The following is a 17,487-nucleotide window of genomic DNA, read 5'->3' as shown; positions in this document are numbered from 1 at the left end:
ACACTTAAAAACTATAGGTTATTTTCATTCTAAAATGTCTGCCAGGGCTTTGCATTTTGAATTCGTTGTAAATATTCTCATCAAAGGCATTTTTGAGTTCTGCACTAAAAGATACGCTTTGTTTTGAAAAATCACGGACATAGATAAACCCAATATTGTGGGTGTGCTGATTCGGAATAATTCGGCTGGTATTTATTTTAGATGTGCCGAAAAGTCCTAAGAAGCCATCCGGCTCAAATTGCTTTTCGATATAGTCCAAATAGTACTGATGCACATAAGAATAGTCCCAAAAGAAGGATAAATCGGTAGAAAGCTTCAACAACTCTTTAATATTATAGGAGGCACTGACATTTCCGTAATAAAACGGCATGTTGGCAATCCGAGCATCCTTGAAATGCTGGTTGTTTAAATATTTATCTTTGGATGATTGCAACCGAAAGTCATTCCAAGTTAAATTTCCCGACACCTGCAATTTGTCAACGGGTTCGTAATTGGCCTGCAACTCCACACCAAATCCTTTGACATTATCAAGATTGAGATGGATGGCCTGGTATTGGTTTAAATCCTTTAACCGAATCAAATTCTGCGTATCCCGATAGTAGGTATTTATTTCAAAACCAAAGTCCGTTGCCGTATAAGTGTAACCTAAGTTTAGGTTTTTACTTTCTTCAGGCGTCAGTTCATAATTAGCTACAATAAAGTTATTGTCACCAAACAACTCCTGCTGTTCTGGCAATCTAAACGTATTTTCATAAGAAACCCGAACATAGCTTTTCTCATTGATATTGTACTTTAAGGCCTGTGAAAAACTCAATCCGGTATTGACCACTTCCTTATCTACAATAATCTCTTCCAAAGGATTATCTGACGCATTATACCGTCCGGCGAAATTCCCATAGAGATATTTAAATTGGGTATTCGATTCCAATTTCCGATCAAAAAACTGTGCATTCAATGCAAAGTTGGTAATGAGCTTATTATAGTTGGTCCCATTTAGATTCTGGTCGCCTATATTCGATTTTCGGTTGTAATTACTGAATACCGTATTGTTTTCTATTTGAAAATAATTGGAGATCAAATAATTAAGATTAGTTCTGGAGGTGAACTGCTCAAAATTAGTGTGCATATAGCCATTCTCAAGGAGCATATTGCCCATCTCTGATGCCGAATTTGTACTGTGGGCAACCCCTTTCCAATCGTAATACACGTTTTTGCCTTGATCGAAAATCTCAAAATCGATATTACTATAGACCAAAAACTGATTGAGGCTCAACTTATTTTCAAAAAAATGATTTTTATATTTCAAGGAAGGAATAAAATTGCCGCGTTCCTGTCTATAGACCTCTCCAAAAGGTCGGGCTCTAGAAAATGGATCGTTTTGGATATCTCTTTCCAATCCGTAGGAATTTACCTTAAACTCAATCGATTCGGCCCAGGATAATTGTCGCGCTTCTAAGGAAAATTCAAGTGAATGTTGATTAAATCCGTTGTGGAACAAGCGTTCCTTAATATAAGTAACCTGACCGTTATTGGGATCTTTATAGGGCAGATTATCTACTTTATAATTGTTTTTTGAATAATTATAAAAACTATTGACTCCCAAAAACAAATGCTCATTCAATTTAATATTCGCGTTGGCCGTAGCGATATGGGTATTGTAAGAGCCCGTTTCATAAGACACGGTACCCGAGGTTTTTTTACTGGTTTTAGGAATAATATTGATCGCACTGCCCAAAGCGTCCACGCCTATCTTTGTAGGCAAAACACCTTTGTAAATCTCCACGCGGCTGATGGCGTTGGTTGGCACTTTTGTCAGGCCAAAATTGGACCCTAAATAATCAATAGGGATATCATCATAAAGGAATTTCACCGCATTGCCCGTAAATCCGCCAACAATAATATTACTTGCCGATCCGAGACCTCCAACGTTACGTATTTTAACCCCTGGACTTTTATCCACTAAATCTTCCACCGAATTGGCACGCCTAGTATTGGCTTCCACCGAGATAATATTTGCTTTGATGGCACTGCTTTTTAACTTTTCACTAAGGCTGAGCGTTCGCAATTTTACTTCGTCCAGATTATAGGTCATCATTTCAATGTAGAGCGTCACTTCTTGTATTTCACCAGCCTTGATTTGGATGTTTTTAATTTCAAACTGAAAGCCGTCATGTACAGGATAGACATTATAGAATCCGGAAGGCAGATTATTAAAGACAAATTCCCCTTCTTTGTTGGTCAACGTACGACCGTTGGTTTCGACCAAACGAATTTCAATGTTTTCTATCTGATCATCTAGGGAGTTGATTATTTTCCCTCGAAGCGTTCCAGTAGTTTGCGACATGGAAAACAGAGAAAACAATAAAAAAAAGAAGAGTGTGAAATTTCTTAACATAGAAAAGTGGAGCACTGTAAAACTCCTGATTATTTTGTCCGCAACGGGCGCATCCTGTACATCCCAATAGATTAAGATGAATTTAGGATGCGCCCGTATAGACATTTAAAGTACCTTAACGGCGCTTCTATTATATACTACATATGCTTATTGAGGATCAAAAAATCCACAATAGAATGCCCCACCTTCATCATCAGTCAATAATGGTGTTTTACTTTTATCAATGGCCTCTTTTACCAGAGTGAAATTGGCTTCAGAACCATTCCCCATTATTGATTGGAAGGTCATCACGACTTTACCATCAACCTGCTTTGTTTTAATGTTTTTAGGGCTTAAACTAAAATTGTAAGGAGGGCTCATCGGGTTGGTTTGCACAATTTTAAAATCGGAAGCATCGCCTTCCCATGTCCAGTAATCCTGTGCATAAGGGTCAAAAAATGGCCGATCCATATCGCCTAAAATGAAATAAGCCTTGGAATCTGCGCGGAATTCATATCCTGCAACAAGCTCCACAATACAGGCATCACTAGCCGGTCTTCCACCTTCTGTCATGGTAATAAAATCCACATTGGTCAATCGCCATTCGCCTACTAAGCTGACGGTTTTTTCTGTACCGTTATCATCATCACTGGAACATGAATAAAATACCAATCCAAAAATAACAGCACTCAATAAAACTAATTTCTTCATAGAATTTGATTTTTTTTAAATTTCATGCAAATTTAAGCCTTATTTAGAACAAGACTAAATGGAATCCATAGTTTTTCTAAAAAACTTAAAATCGACAATTTAATTCCTCTATCACTAATTTTAAACCGTTTGACTTTTAGAATTGTCATTAGAGTCCATAACTAGTACTTAAGTTTTTAATCCCTTCCATTAGAGTTGAAACAGGCAAAATCGCATTTCTCAGGCATAAATAGGAATCTTTCTCATAGCAAGTTGCAGTTGAAATTGAAAAACTGTCGTCTGTATGAAAGCGAAAATTTCCAATGAATGAAATATCTTACAACTATACGTTACAGCCTATTGGATAATAAGTATATTAGTGGTCCTAAAAACCATTCCATACTTTTGAACCATGACTACCATCCGATACTCTAAAGAAAGAATAAAAAGTAATTTAACCATGGGGATTGTCTTTATCTTCATTGGGACTCTCCTTATTTTGTTATCTACTGGAATTGGCGAATGGAAAAACATCTCCTTGGACGCCATTGGAATTGCACAGATTTTTGTCAACATTTTCATGTTTCTAGTGTATCTCTTTGAAAACAAAAAACAATACGTGACATTTAAAAATGGTGAAATAATAAAAAACACGCTGTTTCCCAAAAAAATAAAACTCTCCGATATAAAATCAATCAAACATTTCTCTGGTGATATAAGATTAGTAACCGCAAATGGAACCCTTGTCATTGATGCTCAAATTGTAGACCCGACTTCATTGGCGGTATTGGAAAACACATTGAAAACCTATAACTTTCCGTCAAATTAAAACAATTTACAACTCGAAATTAGCGCTCTTTTCAGTTCAGGAAAGCATTTATATTAGAACGCGAATCACACCTAAAGTGCTGTGAATGCCTTTTTTAGTAATTTTATTCCATTTTAAGAAACCTATTTTAATTTGAAACAAGTTTTTAAACACCACTTCCAAAAACATTATTTCATAAAAATAAAAAGAAGTATCTTCGCGCAAATCGATTTAGGAAGCATAAACTATGAGTTTAACCATTGAAAACATACTATTAGTTGGATCTATATTGCTTTTTATAAGCATTATAGTTGGTAAAACTTCTTATAAATTTGGTGTTCCTACATTGTTGCTTTTCTTGACCATAGGCATGTTGGCAGGTTCTGAAGGCATTGGCGGCATTCGCTTTGACAATCCCAAGAACGCCCAACTTATTGGTGTCATTTCCCTTAACTTTATTTTATTTTCCGGAGGTCTTGACACGAACTGGAGCTCCATAAAACCCATTCTTAAAGAAGGAATTGTTTTATCTACCTTGGGTGTATTGTTGACTGCCATCACCCTGGGGGGATTTGTTTATTACGTTACCGATTTTACCATCTATGAAAGTATGCTTTTGGGTTCTATCGTCTCCTCAACCGATGCGGCTGCAGTATTCTCAATTCTACGTTCAAAGAGTTTGGCCCTGAAAAAAAACATCAGGCCTACGTTAGAATTGGAAAGCGGAAGTAATGATCCGATGGCCTATGTGCTTACCATTGCCTTTTTGACCCTGGTGATCAATCAGGATCAGAGTGTAGCCTCAGTTGTACCTATGTTTTTACAACAAATGATTGTAGGTGCCGCCGCAGGTTTCGGATTTGGATTTGTCAGTAAACATATCATTAATCGCATCAATCTTGGCTTTGAAGGTCTCTACCCTGTTTTGGTCATTTCATTGATGTTCATCACGTTTTCGGCAACGGATTTTGTAGGTGGTAACGGCTTTTTAGCCATTTATATTTGTGCGGTCTACCTCGGAAACCAGGACATTATCCAAAAGAAAACCATTTTAAAAATGTACGATGGTTTGGCTTGGCTAATGCAAATTGTTCTGTTCCTTACCTTAGGGCTTTTGGTTTTCCCTTCCAAAATTGTGCCTTATATTGGCGTGGGGATGCTCATTTCTTTATTCTTAATTGTGGTTGCGCGCCCTATTGCGGTTTTTATAAGTCTCGTTTTCTTTAAAATGAAATTGAGAAGACGCTTCTACATTTCGTGGGTAGGCTTGCGAGGGGCGGTTCCAATTGTGTTTGCGACCTATCCTCTTCTGGCCGGCATTGAAAAAGCCGATATGATATTCAGTATCGTATTTTTTATATCGGTGACCTCCGTTCTCATTCAAGGTACGTCTTTGGGCGTTGTTGCAAAATGGCTGAGAGTAGGCATCCCGGAGCAAGCAAAAAAGATCACGCCTATAGATGAACTTCTTTTAGACCTCCCAAAATCGGCGTTGCAGGAATTCACCATTTCACCTGAATTCTCGCCAATAAATAAGCGGATCGTGGACTTACATTTTCCCGCAGAAGCATTTATAGTCATGATCAAACGCGGCAATCAATATATTCGCCCCGGCGGCTCTACCGTTATTAAAGCCAATGATGTTTTAATGGTGCTTGCAGATAGACCTGAAGATTATGAAAAAGTTGAAGAATGCCTCTTCCATCCCAAATATGCAAAAACCTCTTAATTAGGGATAAAAAGAGGAGATATCTGATGGCAATTAACTCCGTCTATCCTTAAATTTTCTGAGTTTTATTCTTCAACTAAATCTTGGATTTTATTTTATTCGCTTTTTTATATCACGCCATTACCAGGATAAAGCTACGGTCATGATCAAGATTTAGGATCAGCTTAACACTAGATATTCCCCCACCAAATTGGAATAATTTCAGTATATTAGAGGCATGGCTATGCCCATGAGTTTTCGTTGTTTAAACATTCTGAGATATTAAAAGGACTGTGAGTTTTTAAAAGAAATTAAGTCATCCATTTTTAAAAGAACCTAAAAATATAAAATTATGAAAACAAGTCTATCGCTCATCTGCCTGTTCCTGTCCATTATCACCCATGCACAAAATATTACGGGTGCGTGGGAAAACCTATCCACTTCGGAAAACGGTGACCAACTTAAAACTGTGCTCGTTTTTGTTGATGGGTATCAAGTGTCAACAACATTTCATGCCGTGACGGGTGAATTTGTTGAAACCCATGGCGGCAGTTGGACTCTACAAGGCGATGTGGTTACCGAAAAAATAGAATTTGACACGGATAATCCCGAACGTGTTGGTACGGAAATAAGTTATAAAGTGAAGTTTGCTGATGATGGTCTAGAACTTTATGATTCGAAAAAAAAATTCACGAGAATTGACGATGGCCAACCGGGAGCGTTAGAGGGCGCTTGGCTCATGTCCGGACGCATGGTGGATGGCGAAGCTCAAACCCGTGACACGAGCGGTCCACGTAAAACGATGAAAATTCTTTCAGGAACCCGATTTCAATGGATCGCCTACAATACAGAAACCAAGGAATTTATGGGTACCGGCGGCGGCACCTACAGCACCTTAAATGGCGATTACACGGAGAACATCGAATTCTTTTCCAGAGACAATTCCAGAGTTGGAATGAGCTTGAAATTTAATTATGAACTGATTGATGGGCAATGGCATCATAAAGGATTCTCTAGTAAGGGAGACCCTATCAATGAGATTTGGAGTTTGAGGGACTAGATTTACTTTTGCGCATTCATAATTATTAAAGTCAAATGAAATCAAGATTTTCATAATTTATAAAGTACCTAAAAAACAAACCACTATAGATTGGAAATCCGTAGTTTTATATTGGCAGAAAGTCTGCTTTGTTAAATAGCTGTTAAAAGGTTATAAAAAGAACATAATTGTTCGTGTTCCCGATAGCAATGGGGACGTGGCGAAAACATTAATAGAGAGTAATTACAATGGAATTAAAGGGTTTCCATCTTTTATTAGATAATAAACAAGAACATTTTATTATGAAGAATCAAGACTTTAAAATTGATATCAAGACAGTATGGGTGTTAGTAATAGGAAATTTTATTTTAACAATTCTCGGAGCTTTGGCTAAAATTCAACATTGGGAATTTTCGCAAATCCTACTTAGCATGGGATTAATGTTATTCTTCTCTACTTGGATCATTGTTTTGAGTGATATGGTGAAGTACAAAATTTACCATAAGACCTTTTGGGTTTTGACAATGTTCATTATGCCTTCCATCTCAACCATCTTTTATTTGATTCAGAGAAATAAATTATTGAGACTCAGACAAAAATTTTCGTAAACTAGAATCATTGAAAAAAATGACTGCCCAACATCACGGAAGCAGGAAAAACCGGCGCTCCTCTACCAATTCCAATACAAATCGATAAAAATCATCTTTTCAAAAAATAGATGAGTTCAAGATGAGAAAACTTGGATGCAATAAAAACCTATGGATCTCATTACATTTTACATTCTACTCATCATTTTCATTGCAACCTTAGTCCGTTCTACCTTTGGTTTTGGCGAATCTTTAATTGCCGTGCCATTGTTGCTCCTATTGATTCCCATTGAAATTGCCGTGCCACTTTCGGTATTGATTTCCATTTTTGTGGCGGCCATTGTGGTTGTGCAAGACCGTAAACAAATCCATTTGAAAAGTGCAAAATGGCTCATTATTTTTGCGATATTGGGAATTCCCATTGGTTTATACTTGCTTATTTATGGTAACGAAAACTTTATAAAAACAATCTTGGGATTACTGATCATCCTCTATTCAAGTTATTCCCTGCTTTCAAAAAGTACTTTCAGATTAAAAACTGACAACAAAATTTGGCTATTTGCTTGCGGATTTCTATCCGGAATCTTAGGCGGAGCCTATGGGTTGAATGGTCCACCCATTGTTATTTACGGCAATCTTCGCAATTGGACGCCAAAAAACTTTAGAGCTACGCTACAAGGTTATTTCTTACCCGTCAGTAGCATTGGAATGTTTGGATATTGGTATCAAGGCTTATGGAGTTGGACGGTCACCTATTATTTTTTGATTTCAATTCCCGTGATCATCCCCGCTATTTTTTTGGGTCGATATCTGAACCATCGTTTAAAAGATGGTACTTTTTTAAATTATGTTTATATGGGATTAATTGGGATTGGATTACTGTTGTTGAGCCAATCGTTGATAAGTTAAAAACCAATATCTCTAGTGGGAAATTATTTCGATTAAAGATTGTTGTAGACATAATTATATACCCACGAAGTTGGATGATTTCATTATATTAGAGGCTTGTATAGATAAGTTGTGGTGCATTTAAAACCAGAAGTACCGAATGAACACGATCTCATTTTTGAAATTAATTAAAGAGGAATTAAATGTCACTTTAAATATTAATGACCTAAAAAGAATAACGTCTGAAAATAGTGGAAAAATATTCTTTTTGAAATGGCTGACTGAAAATGAATTCATAATTAGTTTAAACTTTTCAATTGGAACAAATTATACCTTTGACATTGACAATAAATCAAAAAGTGCAATTGTTATCTACGGAACTGTATCTGAATTGACCGAGAGTAAAACAAAGATTATACTTGAAACAAAATATAAATACGGACTTTTTATAATATTAATAATCCCAATTATTATGCTCATTTTACGATTGTCATATGGATTAGAGATTCCAGTCCTTTTCTTTTTCTTTCCAATTGTTTTTTTTGTAATTATAAGTTTGATATTTAACAGCGAAGAGAAAAAATTAATAAGATATTTCAAAGAACATCTTGAAACTGAAAAAATAACGCATTACAACACCGTGTAAAAATACCCAGCCCGAAAGAATCGTTCTAGCGGGTTGCTTGGTTCTCGCCTAATTGGAAAATCCTCGACGCCCTAAAACGTGGCAGGTAGGATTTTCCTCTGCCAAGCCTGTTTGCAATTGTCCGTGACGAATTATGTCACAACTTATATACATAAAGGATATCTGAAAATTATGTTATGAAAATAAAATTCAAAAGAAGGCGACTTAGAACTTACCTAATCTTAGGAAGCATATGGGTAATCGTCGGGATTCCGGCAGTCATATATTTTCCACACAACATTTTCAATTATGGCTATTTAATCATTGGGATTTTATATTTCTGCATCTATCTTTTTGAACACAACAAACAATATCTCACCATAGAAAACGGAATAATCACCAAAAACCATCTGATTTCAAAAAAAATAAACCTAGTGGACATTAAGGGCATTAGAAAGTTTTCCGGAGATTATAAACTCAAAACCGATACGGATGAATTGATCATCGACACCAATCTTATTGAAGAAAATTCTTTGGCGGATTTAGAGACTTTCCTGGAAAATTTGAATGTAGAAATTACTTAAAATCACGTTATATAATCAACATATCAATGAAATTAATTACAAATTTAACTTTATTACTCGTCCTATCCAGCTCCTGCGCGCAACAGTTAAAGAGCAGTGATTTTACAAAGGAAGGAAGTTTTACCAGTGGCGTGGAAGGCCCAGCGACGGATTATGAGGGCAATATCTATGCAGTGAATTTTGAAGAACAGGGCACCATTGGGGAAGTCACTCCTAGCGGGGAAGGTTCTGTTTTTGTAAAATTGCCCAACGGGAGTATCGGTAATGGCATACGGTTTGGCGAAAAGCACCAGATGTTTGTGGCGGATTATGTCAATCACAACGTTCTGGAAATTGATTTGCGAAGCAAAAACATAACCGTATTTGCCCACGAGCCAACCGCCAATCAACCGAACGATATCGCCATTGCCCCAAACGGCACGCTGTATGCCAGCGATCCGAATTGGACAGACAATACCGGTAAAATATGGAAAGTGACCAAAGAAAACGGATTTGAATTGTTGGAAGACCAGATGGGAACGACCAACGGGATTGAAGTGAGTCCTGATGGTAAGAAATTATATGTGAATGAATCGGTCCAACGAAAAATATGGGTCTACGATATTCTTGACAATGGCTTTGTAGACAACAAACAGGAATTTATTTCGTTTGAAGATTTTGGATTGGACGGAATGCGCTTTGACGATAGCGGAAATCTGTATGTCTGCCGTTATGGAAAAGGTACCGTCGTGGTTTTATCGTCTTCGGGTGAAATCGTGAGAGAAATACAATTAATAGGAAAGAATCCCTCCAACCTCACCTTCAGCAACGATTACAAAAAATGCTATATCACCATGGCCGATAGAGGCAATCTTGAAGTAGTAGATTTGTAACTGGGTTAATTTTGCCAATGAAGCCTGCCGAAAACAGGCATTCCATTGACAAAGGCCACATAAACTAATTCACTAAATAATGACTTTCACAAAAGGCCATTAACTTGCTCAATCCCTCTAGAATTACCACCTCAACATCTGCAAAAGGTTGCTCTAAAATAAGAAGGCCCTCTTTGATTTTTGTGAGATTTTCTGAGGTCAGCGATTTGCTTTCCAGCGCTTTTGAAAGTAAACGAGCGGTGGAAGAAAGAGTTTCGGACAAAGGTTCCAAAGGAGTGAGTTTTGGATTTTTAGTCAGTTCTTTAAACGCTTCATAATTTCCAGCCCAGATGTTCAGATAAGCTAAAACCTGACTCGCATTAACGCTGTTTGGAGCACTTGTAAACTGGTGGACTGTACGGTTAAAAGGCAAAGCGTCTTCGGCATCAACCACACAAGCGTCGGCAAAAAGAGTAAATGGCGAAAAGGTTTTGTATTCAATGCCCCCTTTATTTCTGGAATAGATCTTTAAAGGTTCGCAAATTTCGGATAAGGTGACCAACGCTGAAATATCCTGATTGTCGGTCATATTTCTTAAAATAACATCTCTGTTCTTAATATGGGTAATCCCCAATTCTTCTAAGTTGAAAGACACTTGCTTCAATCGTTTTTTCATATCATCCACATCCTTGACCTCTGCTTGTGACCAGAAGCGTTCCGCAATAGCGGCGGTTCTTGGCCAGATTCTGGAATCGATGGTCAAAGGTGTGACCAATTCACTCCACATCGTCGCTTCGCCACCTAAAATACGGGAGCGTTCTAGGTCTGTTAATTTAGCATCACCAATGGGATCTACCAAATAATGATTCTCCACTGGTTCCATTCTATCAATATAGTACCCATTTGAAAGTACGGTTTGGTAACCTCTTTTTGCGGCAGTTATCAAAGAGTTGCCTTCAGGGAACCCTTCATTTTGGCCGCGCCAGGAATGAATGACCGTTGTTGTAGGCATATTGGGGGTCATGATCTCATCCCATCCCATCATCTTTTTACCTAAATTATTGAGGATTTTTTCAAGTTTGATATTGAAATAGGTCTGTAAATCGTGGTTTGTTTTTAAATCGTGCTGCTTCTTAAATTTCTGAATGGCCTTGCTCTCATCCCAATGTTTACCTTCATTTTCATCGCCGCCAATATGAAAATAATCATCTGGAAACAAGGGTGACATCTCGGCGAACAATCGCTCCAGAAACTCGTAAGTGAGGTCTATAGTAGGATTCAACGTGGGATCGAACACCCCAGAAAAACGTTCAATGGCATAGTCATAACCGTCTTTACTTCCCAATTCTGGGTAAGCGGTTAAAATAGCGGAGGCGTGTCCCGGAACATCAAATTCAGGAATCACCCGGATGCCCAGATTATCGGCATAAGCCACCACGTCTTTTATTTGTTCTTGGGTATAGTACAATCCGTCTGACGCCTCTTCGTGAAGTTTAGGATATACTTTTGATTCTACCCGCCAGCCTTGATCATCGGTTAAATGCCAGTGAAACACATTCAATTTTACGGCCGCCATCGCATCCAAATTCCGCTTTATAACACCTACAGGTTGAAAATGTCTTGCGGCGTCAATCATTAAACCTCGCCAAACAAATCGGGGTGTATCGTTGATTTTTACTCCAGAAAAAACATAGTTGGTACTATTATTTTGAACCAGTTGTAAAAGGGTTTCCAATCCTCTGATGGCGCCAACATCGGTTTTAGCCGTGATAGTTATTACCGAATCACCAACATCTAAGCTATAGGATTCGTCGTTTTCAATGCTAAGTTTGGATACATTTTCAAATATAATTTGGATGGAACCTTGTTGGTCTGTTACAGGAAAACCTTCATTTAAAAACACGCCTGTTCTGCCACTGAGACGTCTTAAAAAATTGACCGCCGCATTATGGACGCGACCCTCATCCGCAGGACTTATTGAAATGCTCAGGCTATTATCAATAATAAACTCAGCGTTTTTTTTCTCTACATTTTTGGGCCAAGGCATCAAATCCAAGTTTTCTGACAAGACTTTCTGAGCGCTTGCATGGTTTGAAAAGCAGAAAAGGATAAGAATTAAGATAATTTTGTTCATTTGAATTTGAATTTGAATTTGAATTTTAAAAATGTGGCGTTTCATTGATTCCAAATACTTTTCAATGATATTCCGATTGATTCCTACGCGATTAATTTGCTCTACATTAAATAGAATGGAGGGCTAAGCCAAACTATCACTAAAATAAATGATTTTAAAAGAAATTATATCAACGACGTTGTTTGGCAGATAGACAGCATCTAGAACACGACAGAAAAATTCATCAAATAAGTATTTTGAATTGTTAATTAAGAAGCAGATTATTAAGAAGATATCTTTTATGGCAGTTTTTTGAAAAGCAGATGAAACCCCTTTTATTGTAATAAAATGAAGGCAGTTATTTAACTTCTGGCCTCTTTACAACAGACTTCCCTTATTTTAGTTTTTTTCCGATGGCTTGCAATAAGCTCAAACTATCTGAGGCATCATTTGAAATTTCCCAAATCATGATTCCAGCGCCATGTTTGATGGCATATTCTGTTTTGGCCCGCATGGTTGGGATGCCATTATACTTATACTCTTTATAGGCATCCACTTGTGCGGCATTCGGATCTTGTTCGACAATGGTTTTGTAGGCTACACCACCACTTCCCACGGTTCCCATATATCCGTAAAATGGGACGCCCAACACTAATTTATCTGCTGGACAACCTAAATCGAGCCACAGCTCCATATCTCTCACAGCATCTTCAAAAGTGGCGTGATTTTCTGCACGCTTCCAATGGTTATCATAGGCCATGATATTGACATAATCAAAATAAGGAATGGCCGATTTTGGAATCATCCCTCCAACATAACTTGCAGTAGCGCAAGTAACTAATTTACCAAGCGGATGAAGCACAGCTCTTAACTCTTGGATAAACGGTGTATAATCCCCAGCCTCACTGATATCATTCAATAGTCCACCTTCAATATCCACATCAATGCCATCCAAGTTATAGAAATCTGCCAAGGCTTTCAAATTGTTGACCACCGTAGTTCTATGAGACGATTGCAAGAGGGTCTTCCAATCTCCAGAGCATTGGGGAATCGTTCCCCCGCCTAAAGACACTAATACTTTGACACCGTTCTCGTGGGCTTTTTTCACCACATATTTTATGTCCGCCGAAGCACCATCACTACAGATTGGCTCGCCGTTCAACAAAAATGCTCCTGATGCATCGGGATTAAGAAAAGATAGATTGATGTGCGTCAAAATGTTCAAATCGGTAGCATCAATGGTTTTCCGCATGTCTTTCCAAGTTGGAATATAACCAATGACCACTTTAGCAACTTCCTTCTCCTTGTCATTTAGATTGGCGGACTCCTTGGAATGGCCAGAGCCACACCCATTTAGAAGTAGAACAGTGAGAATAAGGGTTATTAGAATCGAACTTTTTTTCATATTACCAAGATTAAGTGTCTATAAAATTAAGATTTTAAATCAGCATAGCTAACTGTTGAAGTTAAGGTTGTAAATAATTGGTCTAAGCTTTTAAAATGCGTTGGTCAATGTCGTCAGCTTATAGCCACTTTAGTATCGGCAAAAGTTGCGCTTAAGTACTTTTGGTCCACTTGCCCCTTAATCTGCTGCTGAAAAAAGATAACGTCTGTTAGAACTAGTAATTTAATTTTCATGTTGTATTATTTTAAAATAAGCGAGGTGAAATAGATCGCCTCGCTTATAAACTTATTATTAAAAATGTATTAGGGGATGTGTATTAAATTTTAATTAATTGGCATCCCACCAAACTTTGTTCAGCCAATCATTATTGCCTCCCATGCGACCAATAGCCTCCAAATAATTGGTTTCGTTTTTCTGCAATTCATCGTTCGGGTAATACAAGCGTTTTGGAACTACACCTCCTGTTTCAGAGTCAGGTACGGTGATTGGGTCCAATACTGGAAACCCAGTTCTTCTCCAGTTGGAATAGGCTTCGATACTGTTGAACAAGTAGGTCACCCAAAGTTGGGTGTTGATTTGCTCGAATTCCTTACCGGTTTGTAATGGGTTTGCCGCTAAGAAGTTATTAATATCTCCTTGAGAAGCTTCTGGCGCTCCGTAAAGTACCAATTGTTTAACTCCCGCTTCCACACCGTTTTTGTAATAATCGGCTGCGGATCCAGAAACCCAACCTCTAAAAGCGGCCTCAGCTAACAATTGCTGAGTTTCAGAATAACTCACATGTAGAAATGGTGTGGTGTTTTCTTTTAAATAATCTTGGATTCCTGAAGTTGCCGCAGCACCACCAAAAACATCCCATTGAAAAGAGCCGGCTGGAACGCCTACATATAAATCTTCGCCTGGCTGAATTGGTCCGCCCCAACTCACACCACTTGATGTTTTTGGAGTGGCAATCATTGGTAATCTCGGATCGTCATGATCTCTTAAAAAGTCAATTAACAAGGACGAAAAGTGATCGGCATTATCATTTCCAATAAAGGCATGTGCCAAACCATTGCCCCGGAAATCGAACAAATCACCATTAAAGGCGATATCGCCATGACGCATGATACAATTGTCCGCATTGCTTTCAAAAACCCCATTGGCAAAAGCTGCTTTGACTTGTTTTTCTGCTTCGGCAGGTGCAATCTCAGAAATACGCATCCCCGTCCGCAGACGCAAGGTATTCGCTAATTTTTTCCATTTTGTGATGTCGCCATTATAAAAAAGATCGCCAGTAACCGTGCCACCATCAACATTCAACTGATTGAAACTGTCTTCCAAATCAACAAAGAATGACTTATAGATTTCTTCTTGTTTATCATATCTTGGAGCGACAATACCTTGTGAAAAACCAACGCCGGCTTCAGAGTAAGGCACATCTCCATATAAATCGGTTAAACGCTGCCCGATCATCACGCGAACAATTTTTGCAATCGCATTGATATTCGCTTTATCAGGAATATCATTGGTTCTGGAAATAACGTCCACTATGTTTTTCATTTCTATGGAATACGCTCTTCTCCAATAAGCATGTGCATAATCGTCATTTTTCTTGAATCTTCCGCCAAACTCCGTAACGTTCCAGGCTCCAGAATAATGTTGCACAAAACCACCCGAATAAATCAAGTTGGCGCGCCATTGGTAATATCGGTCGCCAGACATACTTAACTGAACAAAAGAAAGTTGTCCGTCAGGGTTTGGAGACAGGGCAATCGGATCTTCGATCAGGGTGTCAAAATCTTTCGTACAGCTACTAAAAGCAACAAGAATCATTACTATAGCTATGATGTGTTTATATTTCATAATATTATTTTATTTAAAAAGTAACTTTAATATTGAAGCCATAAGATTGACGTGATGGTAAAGACCCATATTCAAAACCTTGCCCATTACCTGAGGTGTACATCGATTCTGGATCAATGTTTGGCAAGTCTTTACTGAAGGTCAACAAGTTTCTTGCAAAAAGAGACATGTTAAGCGATGTCATTTTAAGACCACTTACAAGATTTTTAGGAAAGTCATAGCCTAAACTCAATTCTCTCAGCTTTACGTACGAGGCATCATAAATAAATGGTGCCGGTGTATTATTGAAAACCGTATTCCAATAGCTCTGTGGATTTACAGGTGTTGTATTTTGTACATATACAGGATTTTCTGCTGTACCTGTATTGATTACTCCAGTAGACACGTAACCATCCGTAGGCACCCAAGTATTGATATTGAAATCCGGATCGGCAGCTTCAGCGAGTTCTCTTGCGGTGTTAAAGGCATCTCTCCCCTGAGTGGTCACATTTAAAAGACCCTTGGTTGCTCCAACGGAATTGGTCATAGAATACACATCCATGCCTTGTTTGATATCTAATAAAAACTGAAGTGTTAATCCTTTATATGAAAAACGATTGTTTAAACCAGCAGTCCAATCAGGAATACCATTCCCTAAAATTACTTTGTCATTCGTAAACAATGGAAGGCCATTGGCACTGTTAATTACTTCACCGGCATCGGTTCTTAAGAAATCCTTTCCAACAATAGAGCCATATTGCCCTCCAACTGGAGCTACAATCGCCGCTCCCGCCCATCTCGCTTCAGAGATGACATAGGTGTCAATATCTGGATGGAGTGAAATGACTTCGTTTTTGTTTTTACTATAGTTGACAGTAACTTCCCAGGTGAAATCATTGGTTTTTATAGGCGAACCTGATAAAAGCACTTCAACACCTTCGTTGCGTAATTTTCCAGCATTTACAGAAATGTATTCATATCCTGAGGTTGCCGAAGATGGCAAATCCATAGTTTGATCATCAATATCTTCACGATATACGGTAAAGTCTGCTCTTAAGCGATTTTTAAAAAAGGCTAAATCGACCCCAAACTCAATCCCTGTTTTTGATTGATACGTTAAATTAGGATTTGGTGCAGCATCATTTTTAATATTGATGACACTACTCCCGTTAAAAGAAGGAAGTACCGTATAATTGAGTGCGTTTTTGTAAGCACCTGGGGCGTTGGAAACCTGTGCCCATGAGGATCTAAACTTACCATAAGAAAATACATCTCCGGTAGCATCAAAAGCATCAGAAAACACAAAGCTTAATGATGCCGCTGGGTAAAAGGCAGCATCATCAATGACACTGAACCAATCCTGTCTTCCTGTAAATTCAGCATATAAATACCCTTTATAATCAAATTTAGCCGATCCGAACACCGAATTTGTTCGGGTTTTGGTTTCCGAAGGTGCGTTTTCTGTTTGAATGGCAAAATTGCTAATATACTTTGTGCCTGGCTCTATAATATTGTTTCCAAATCTCGAGTTTTGTTCTCTTAAAAAATCTCTTCTGTTTAAACCCAAAATACTGGAGAAGGTGAAGTTTTCTGCCAATTTTATGCCATCAATGTTGAAGATTAAATCGGTGTTGATTTCGGATACATTAATATTATTTAAACCTAGATAGCCGTTGGCACGACCTGGCCAGGTATGACCGCTGCCCATAAAATCTTTTGAACCAAAACTGTAGGTATCGATCCCTGTTCTGAAATTCGCACCAAGCCATTTGTTTACTTGATAGTAACCACTGACGTAGCCAATAAAACGATCCTTTTGTGTTTCGCCACTGTTTTCATTCAACACGTAATACGGATTTAATAAATAATCGTTGGTGTTCCATCTGTAAATGGTGCCATCTTCAGCTTTATAATTTTTCAACCAAGCTTGATCAATATTTGGCGCCAAACCACTTAAAGAATAGCCTAGGTTATTAGGTGAATCTCCCAAT

Annotated in this window: 13 protein-coding genes and 1 pseudogene; 8 read left to right on the top strand and 6 right to left on the bottom strand. The window is 38.0% G+C overall.

From position 1 onward, the window contains the following. Positions 1 to 4 precede the first annotated feature (4 nt). Complete coding sequence (locus VLZ86_RS02525) at positions 5 to 2,500, bottom strand: TonB-dependent receptor (RefSeq protein WP_325448396.1); 2,496 nt, start codon at positions 2,498 to 2,500, stop codon at positions 5 to 7. Between the two features lie 42 nt (positions 2,501 to 2,542). Further along, positions 2,543 to 3,085, bottom strand: coding sequence for a hypothetical protein (locus VLZ86_RS02520; RefSeq protein ID WP_325448394.1), 543 nt, complete (start codon positions 3,083 to 3,085; stop codon positions 2,543 to 2,545). Between the two features lie 391 nt (positions 3,086 to 3,476). On the opposite strand from VLZ86_RS02520, the gene VLZ86_RS02515 reads away from it, so the two are divergent. The 8 genes from VLZ86_RS02515 to VLZ86_RS02485 all read left to right on the top strand — a co-directional run bounded on the left by VLZ86_RS02515 (position 3,477) and on the right by VLZ86_RS02485 (position 10,175). Then, on the top strand, positions 3,477 to 3,893 hold the full coding sequence (locus VLZ86_RS02515; RefSeq protein ID WP_325448392.1) for a hypothetical protein: 417 nt from the start codon (positions 3,477 to 3,479) through the stop codon (positions 3,891 to 3,893). Between the two features lie 226 nt (positions 3,894 to 4,119). Then, on the top strand, positions 4,120 to 5,601 hold the full coding sequence (locus tag VLZ86_RS02510; protein WP_325448390.1) for a potassium/proton antiporter: 1,482 nt from the start codon (positions 4,120 to 4,122) through the stop codon (positions 5,599 to 5,601). A 331-nt stretch (positions 5,602 to 5,932) separates the two neighbouring features. Continuing rightward, positions 5,933 to 6,640: a membrane or secreted protein gene (locus tag VLZ86_RS02505; RefSeq protein WP_325448388.1), complete on the top strand. Its 708-nt coding sequence runs from the start codon at positions 5,933 to 5,935 to the stop codon at positions 6,638 to 6,640. Between the two features lie 227 nt (positions 6,641 to 6,867). Further along, entirely contained in the window at positions 6,868 to 7,227 is a 360-nt protein-coding gene (locus VLZ86_RS16280) for a GldL-related protein (RefSeq protein WP_414652534.1), read from the top strand. Positions 7,228 to 7,377: 150 nt separating this feature from the next. Continuing rightward, positions 7,378 to 8,115, top strand: coding sequence for a sulfite exporter TauE/SafE family protein (locus VLZ86_RS02500; RefSeq protein WP_325448386.1), 738 nt, complete (start codon positions 7,378 to 7,380; stop codon positions 8,113 to 8,115). A gap of 139 nt (positions 8,116 to 8,254) precedes the next feature. Continuing rightward, positions 8,255 to 8,740, top strand: a complete 486-nt coding sequence (locus VLZ86_RS02495) for a hypothetical protein (RefSeq protein ID WP_325448384.1) — start codon at positions 8,255 to 8,257, stop codon at positions 8,738 to 8,740. A gap of 176 nt (positions 8,741 to 8,916) precedes the next feature. Further along, entirely contained in the window at positions 8,917 to 9,303 is a 387-nt protein-coding gene (locus tag VLZ86_RS02490) for a hypothetical protein (RefSeq protein WP_325448382.1), read from the top strand. A gap of 26 nt (positions 9,304 to 9,329) precedes the next feature. Beyond that, the gene (locus VLZ86_RS02485) at positions 9,330 to 10,175 is read left to right on the top strand and encodes an SMP-30/gluconolactonase/LRE family protein (protein WP_325448380.1); all 846 of its coding nucleotides are present in this window, start codon (positions 9,330 to 9,332) and stop codon (positions 10,173 to 10,175) included. A 64-nt stretch (positions 10,176 to 10,239) separates the two neighbouring features. Here VLZ86_RS02485 and VLZ86_RS02480 read toward each other — a convergent pair whose 3' ends face one another. The 4 genes and pseudogenes from VLZ86_RS02480 to VLZ86_RS02465 form a co-directional block, all read right to left on the bottom strand. Beyond that, positions 10,240 to 12,288, bottom strand: coding sequence for a beta-N-acetylhexosaminidase (locus tag VLZ86_RS02480; protein WP_325448378.1), 2,049 nt, complete (start codon positions 12,286 to 12,288; stop codon positions 10,240 to 10,242). A gap of 373 nt (positions 12,289 to 12,661) precedes the next feature. Next, positions 12,662 to 13,672: a glycosyl hydrolase family 18 protein gene (locus VLZ86_RS02475; RefSeq protein ID WP_325448376.1), complete on the bottom strand. Its 1,011-nt coding sequence runs from the start codon at positions 13,670 to 13,672 to the stop codon at positions 12,662 to 12,664. A gap of 327 nt (positions 13,673 to 13,999) precedes the next feature. After that, positions 14,000 to 15,517 carry a SusD/RagB family nutrient-binding outer membrane lipoprotein gene (locus VLZ86_RS02470; protein WP_325448374.1) on the bottom strand — a complete coding sequence of 506 codons (1,518 nt, stop codon included), beginning with the start codon at positions 15,515 to 15,517 and terminating at the stop codon, positions 14,000 to 14,002. Positions 15,518 to 15,530: 13 nt separating this feature from the next. Then, a pseudogene (locus tag VLZ86_RS02465) lies at positions 15,531 to 17,487 on the bottom strand (hypothetical protein); the annotation flags it as partial.

The organism is Gelidibacter sp. (assembly GCF_035515035.1).
GTDB lineage: Bacteria > Bacteroidota > Bacteroidia > Flavobacteriales > Flavobacteriaceae > Gelidibacter.
This window is presented reverse-complemented; position numbering and strand designations above follow the sequence as displayed.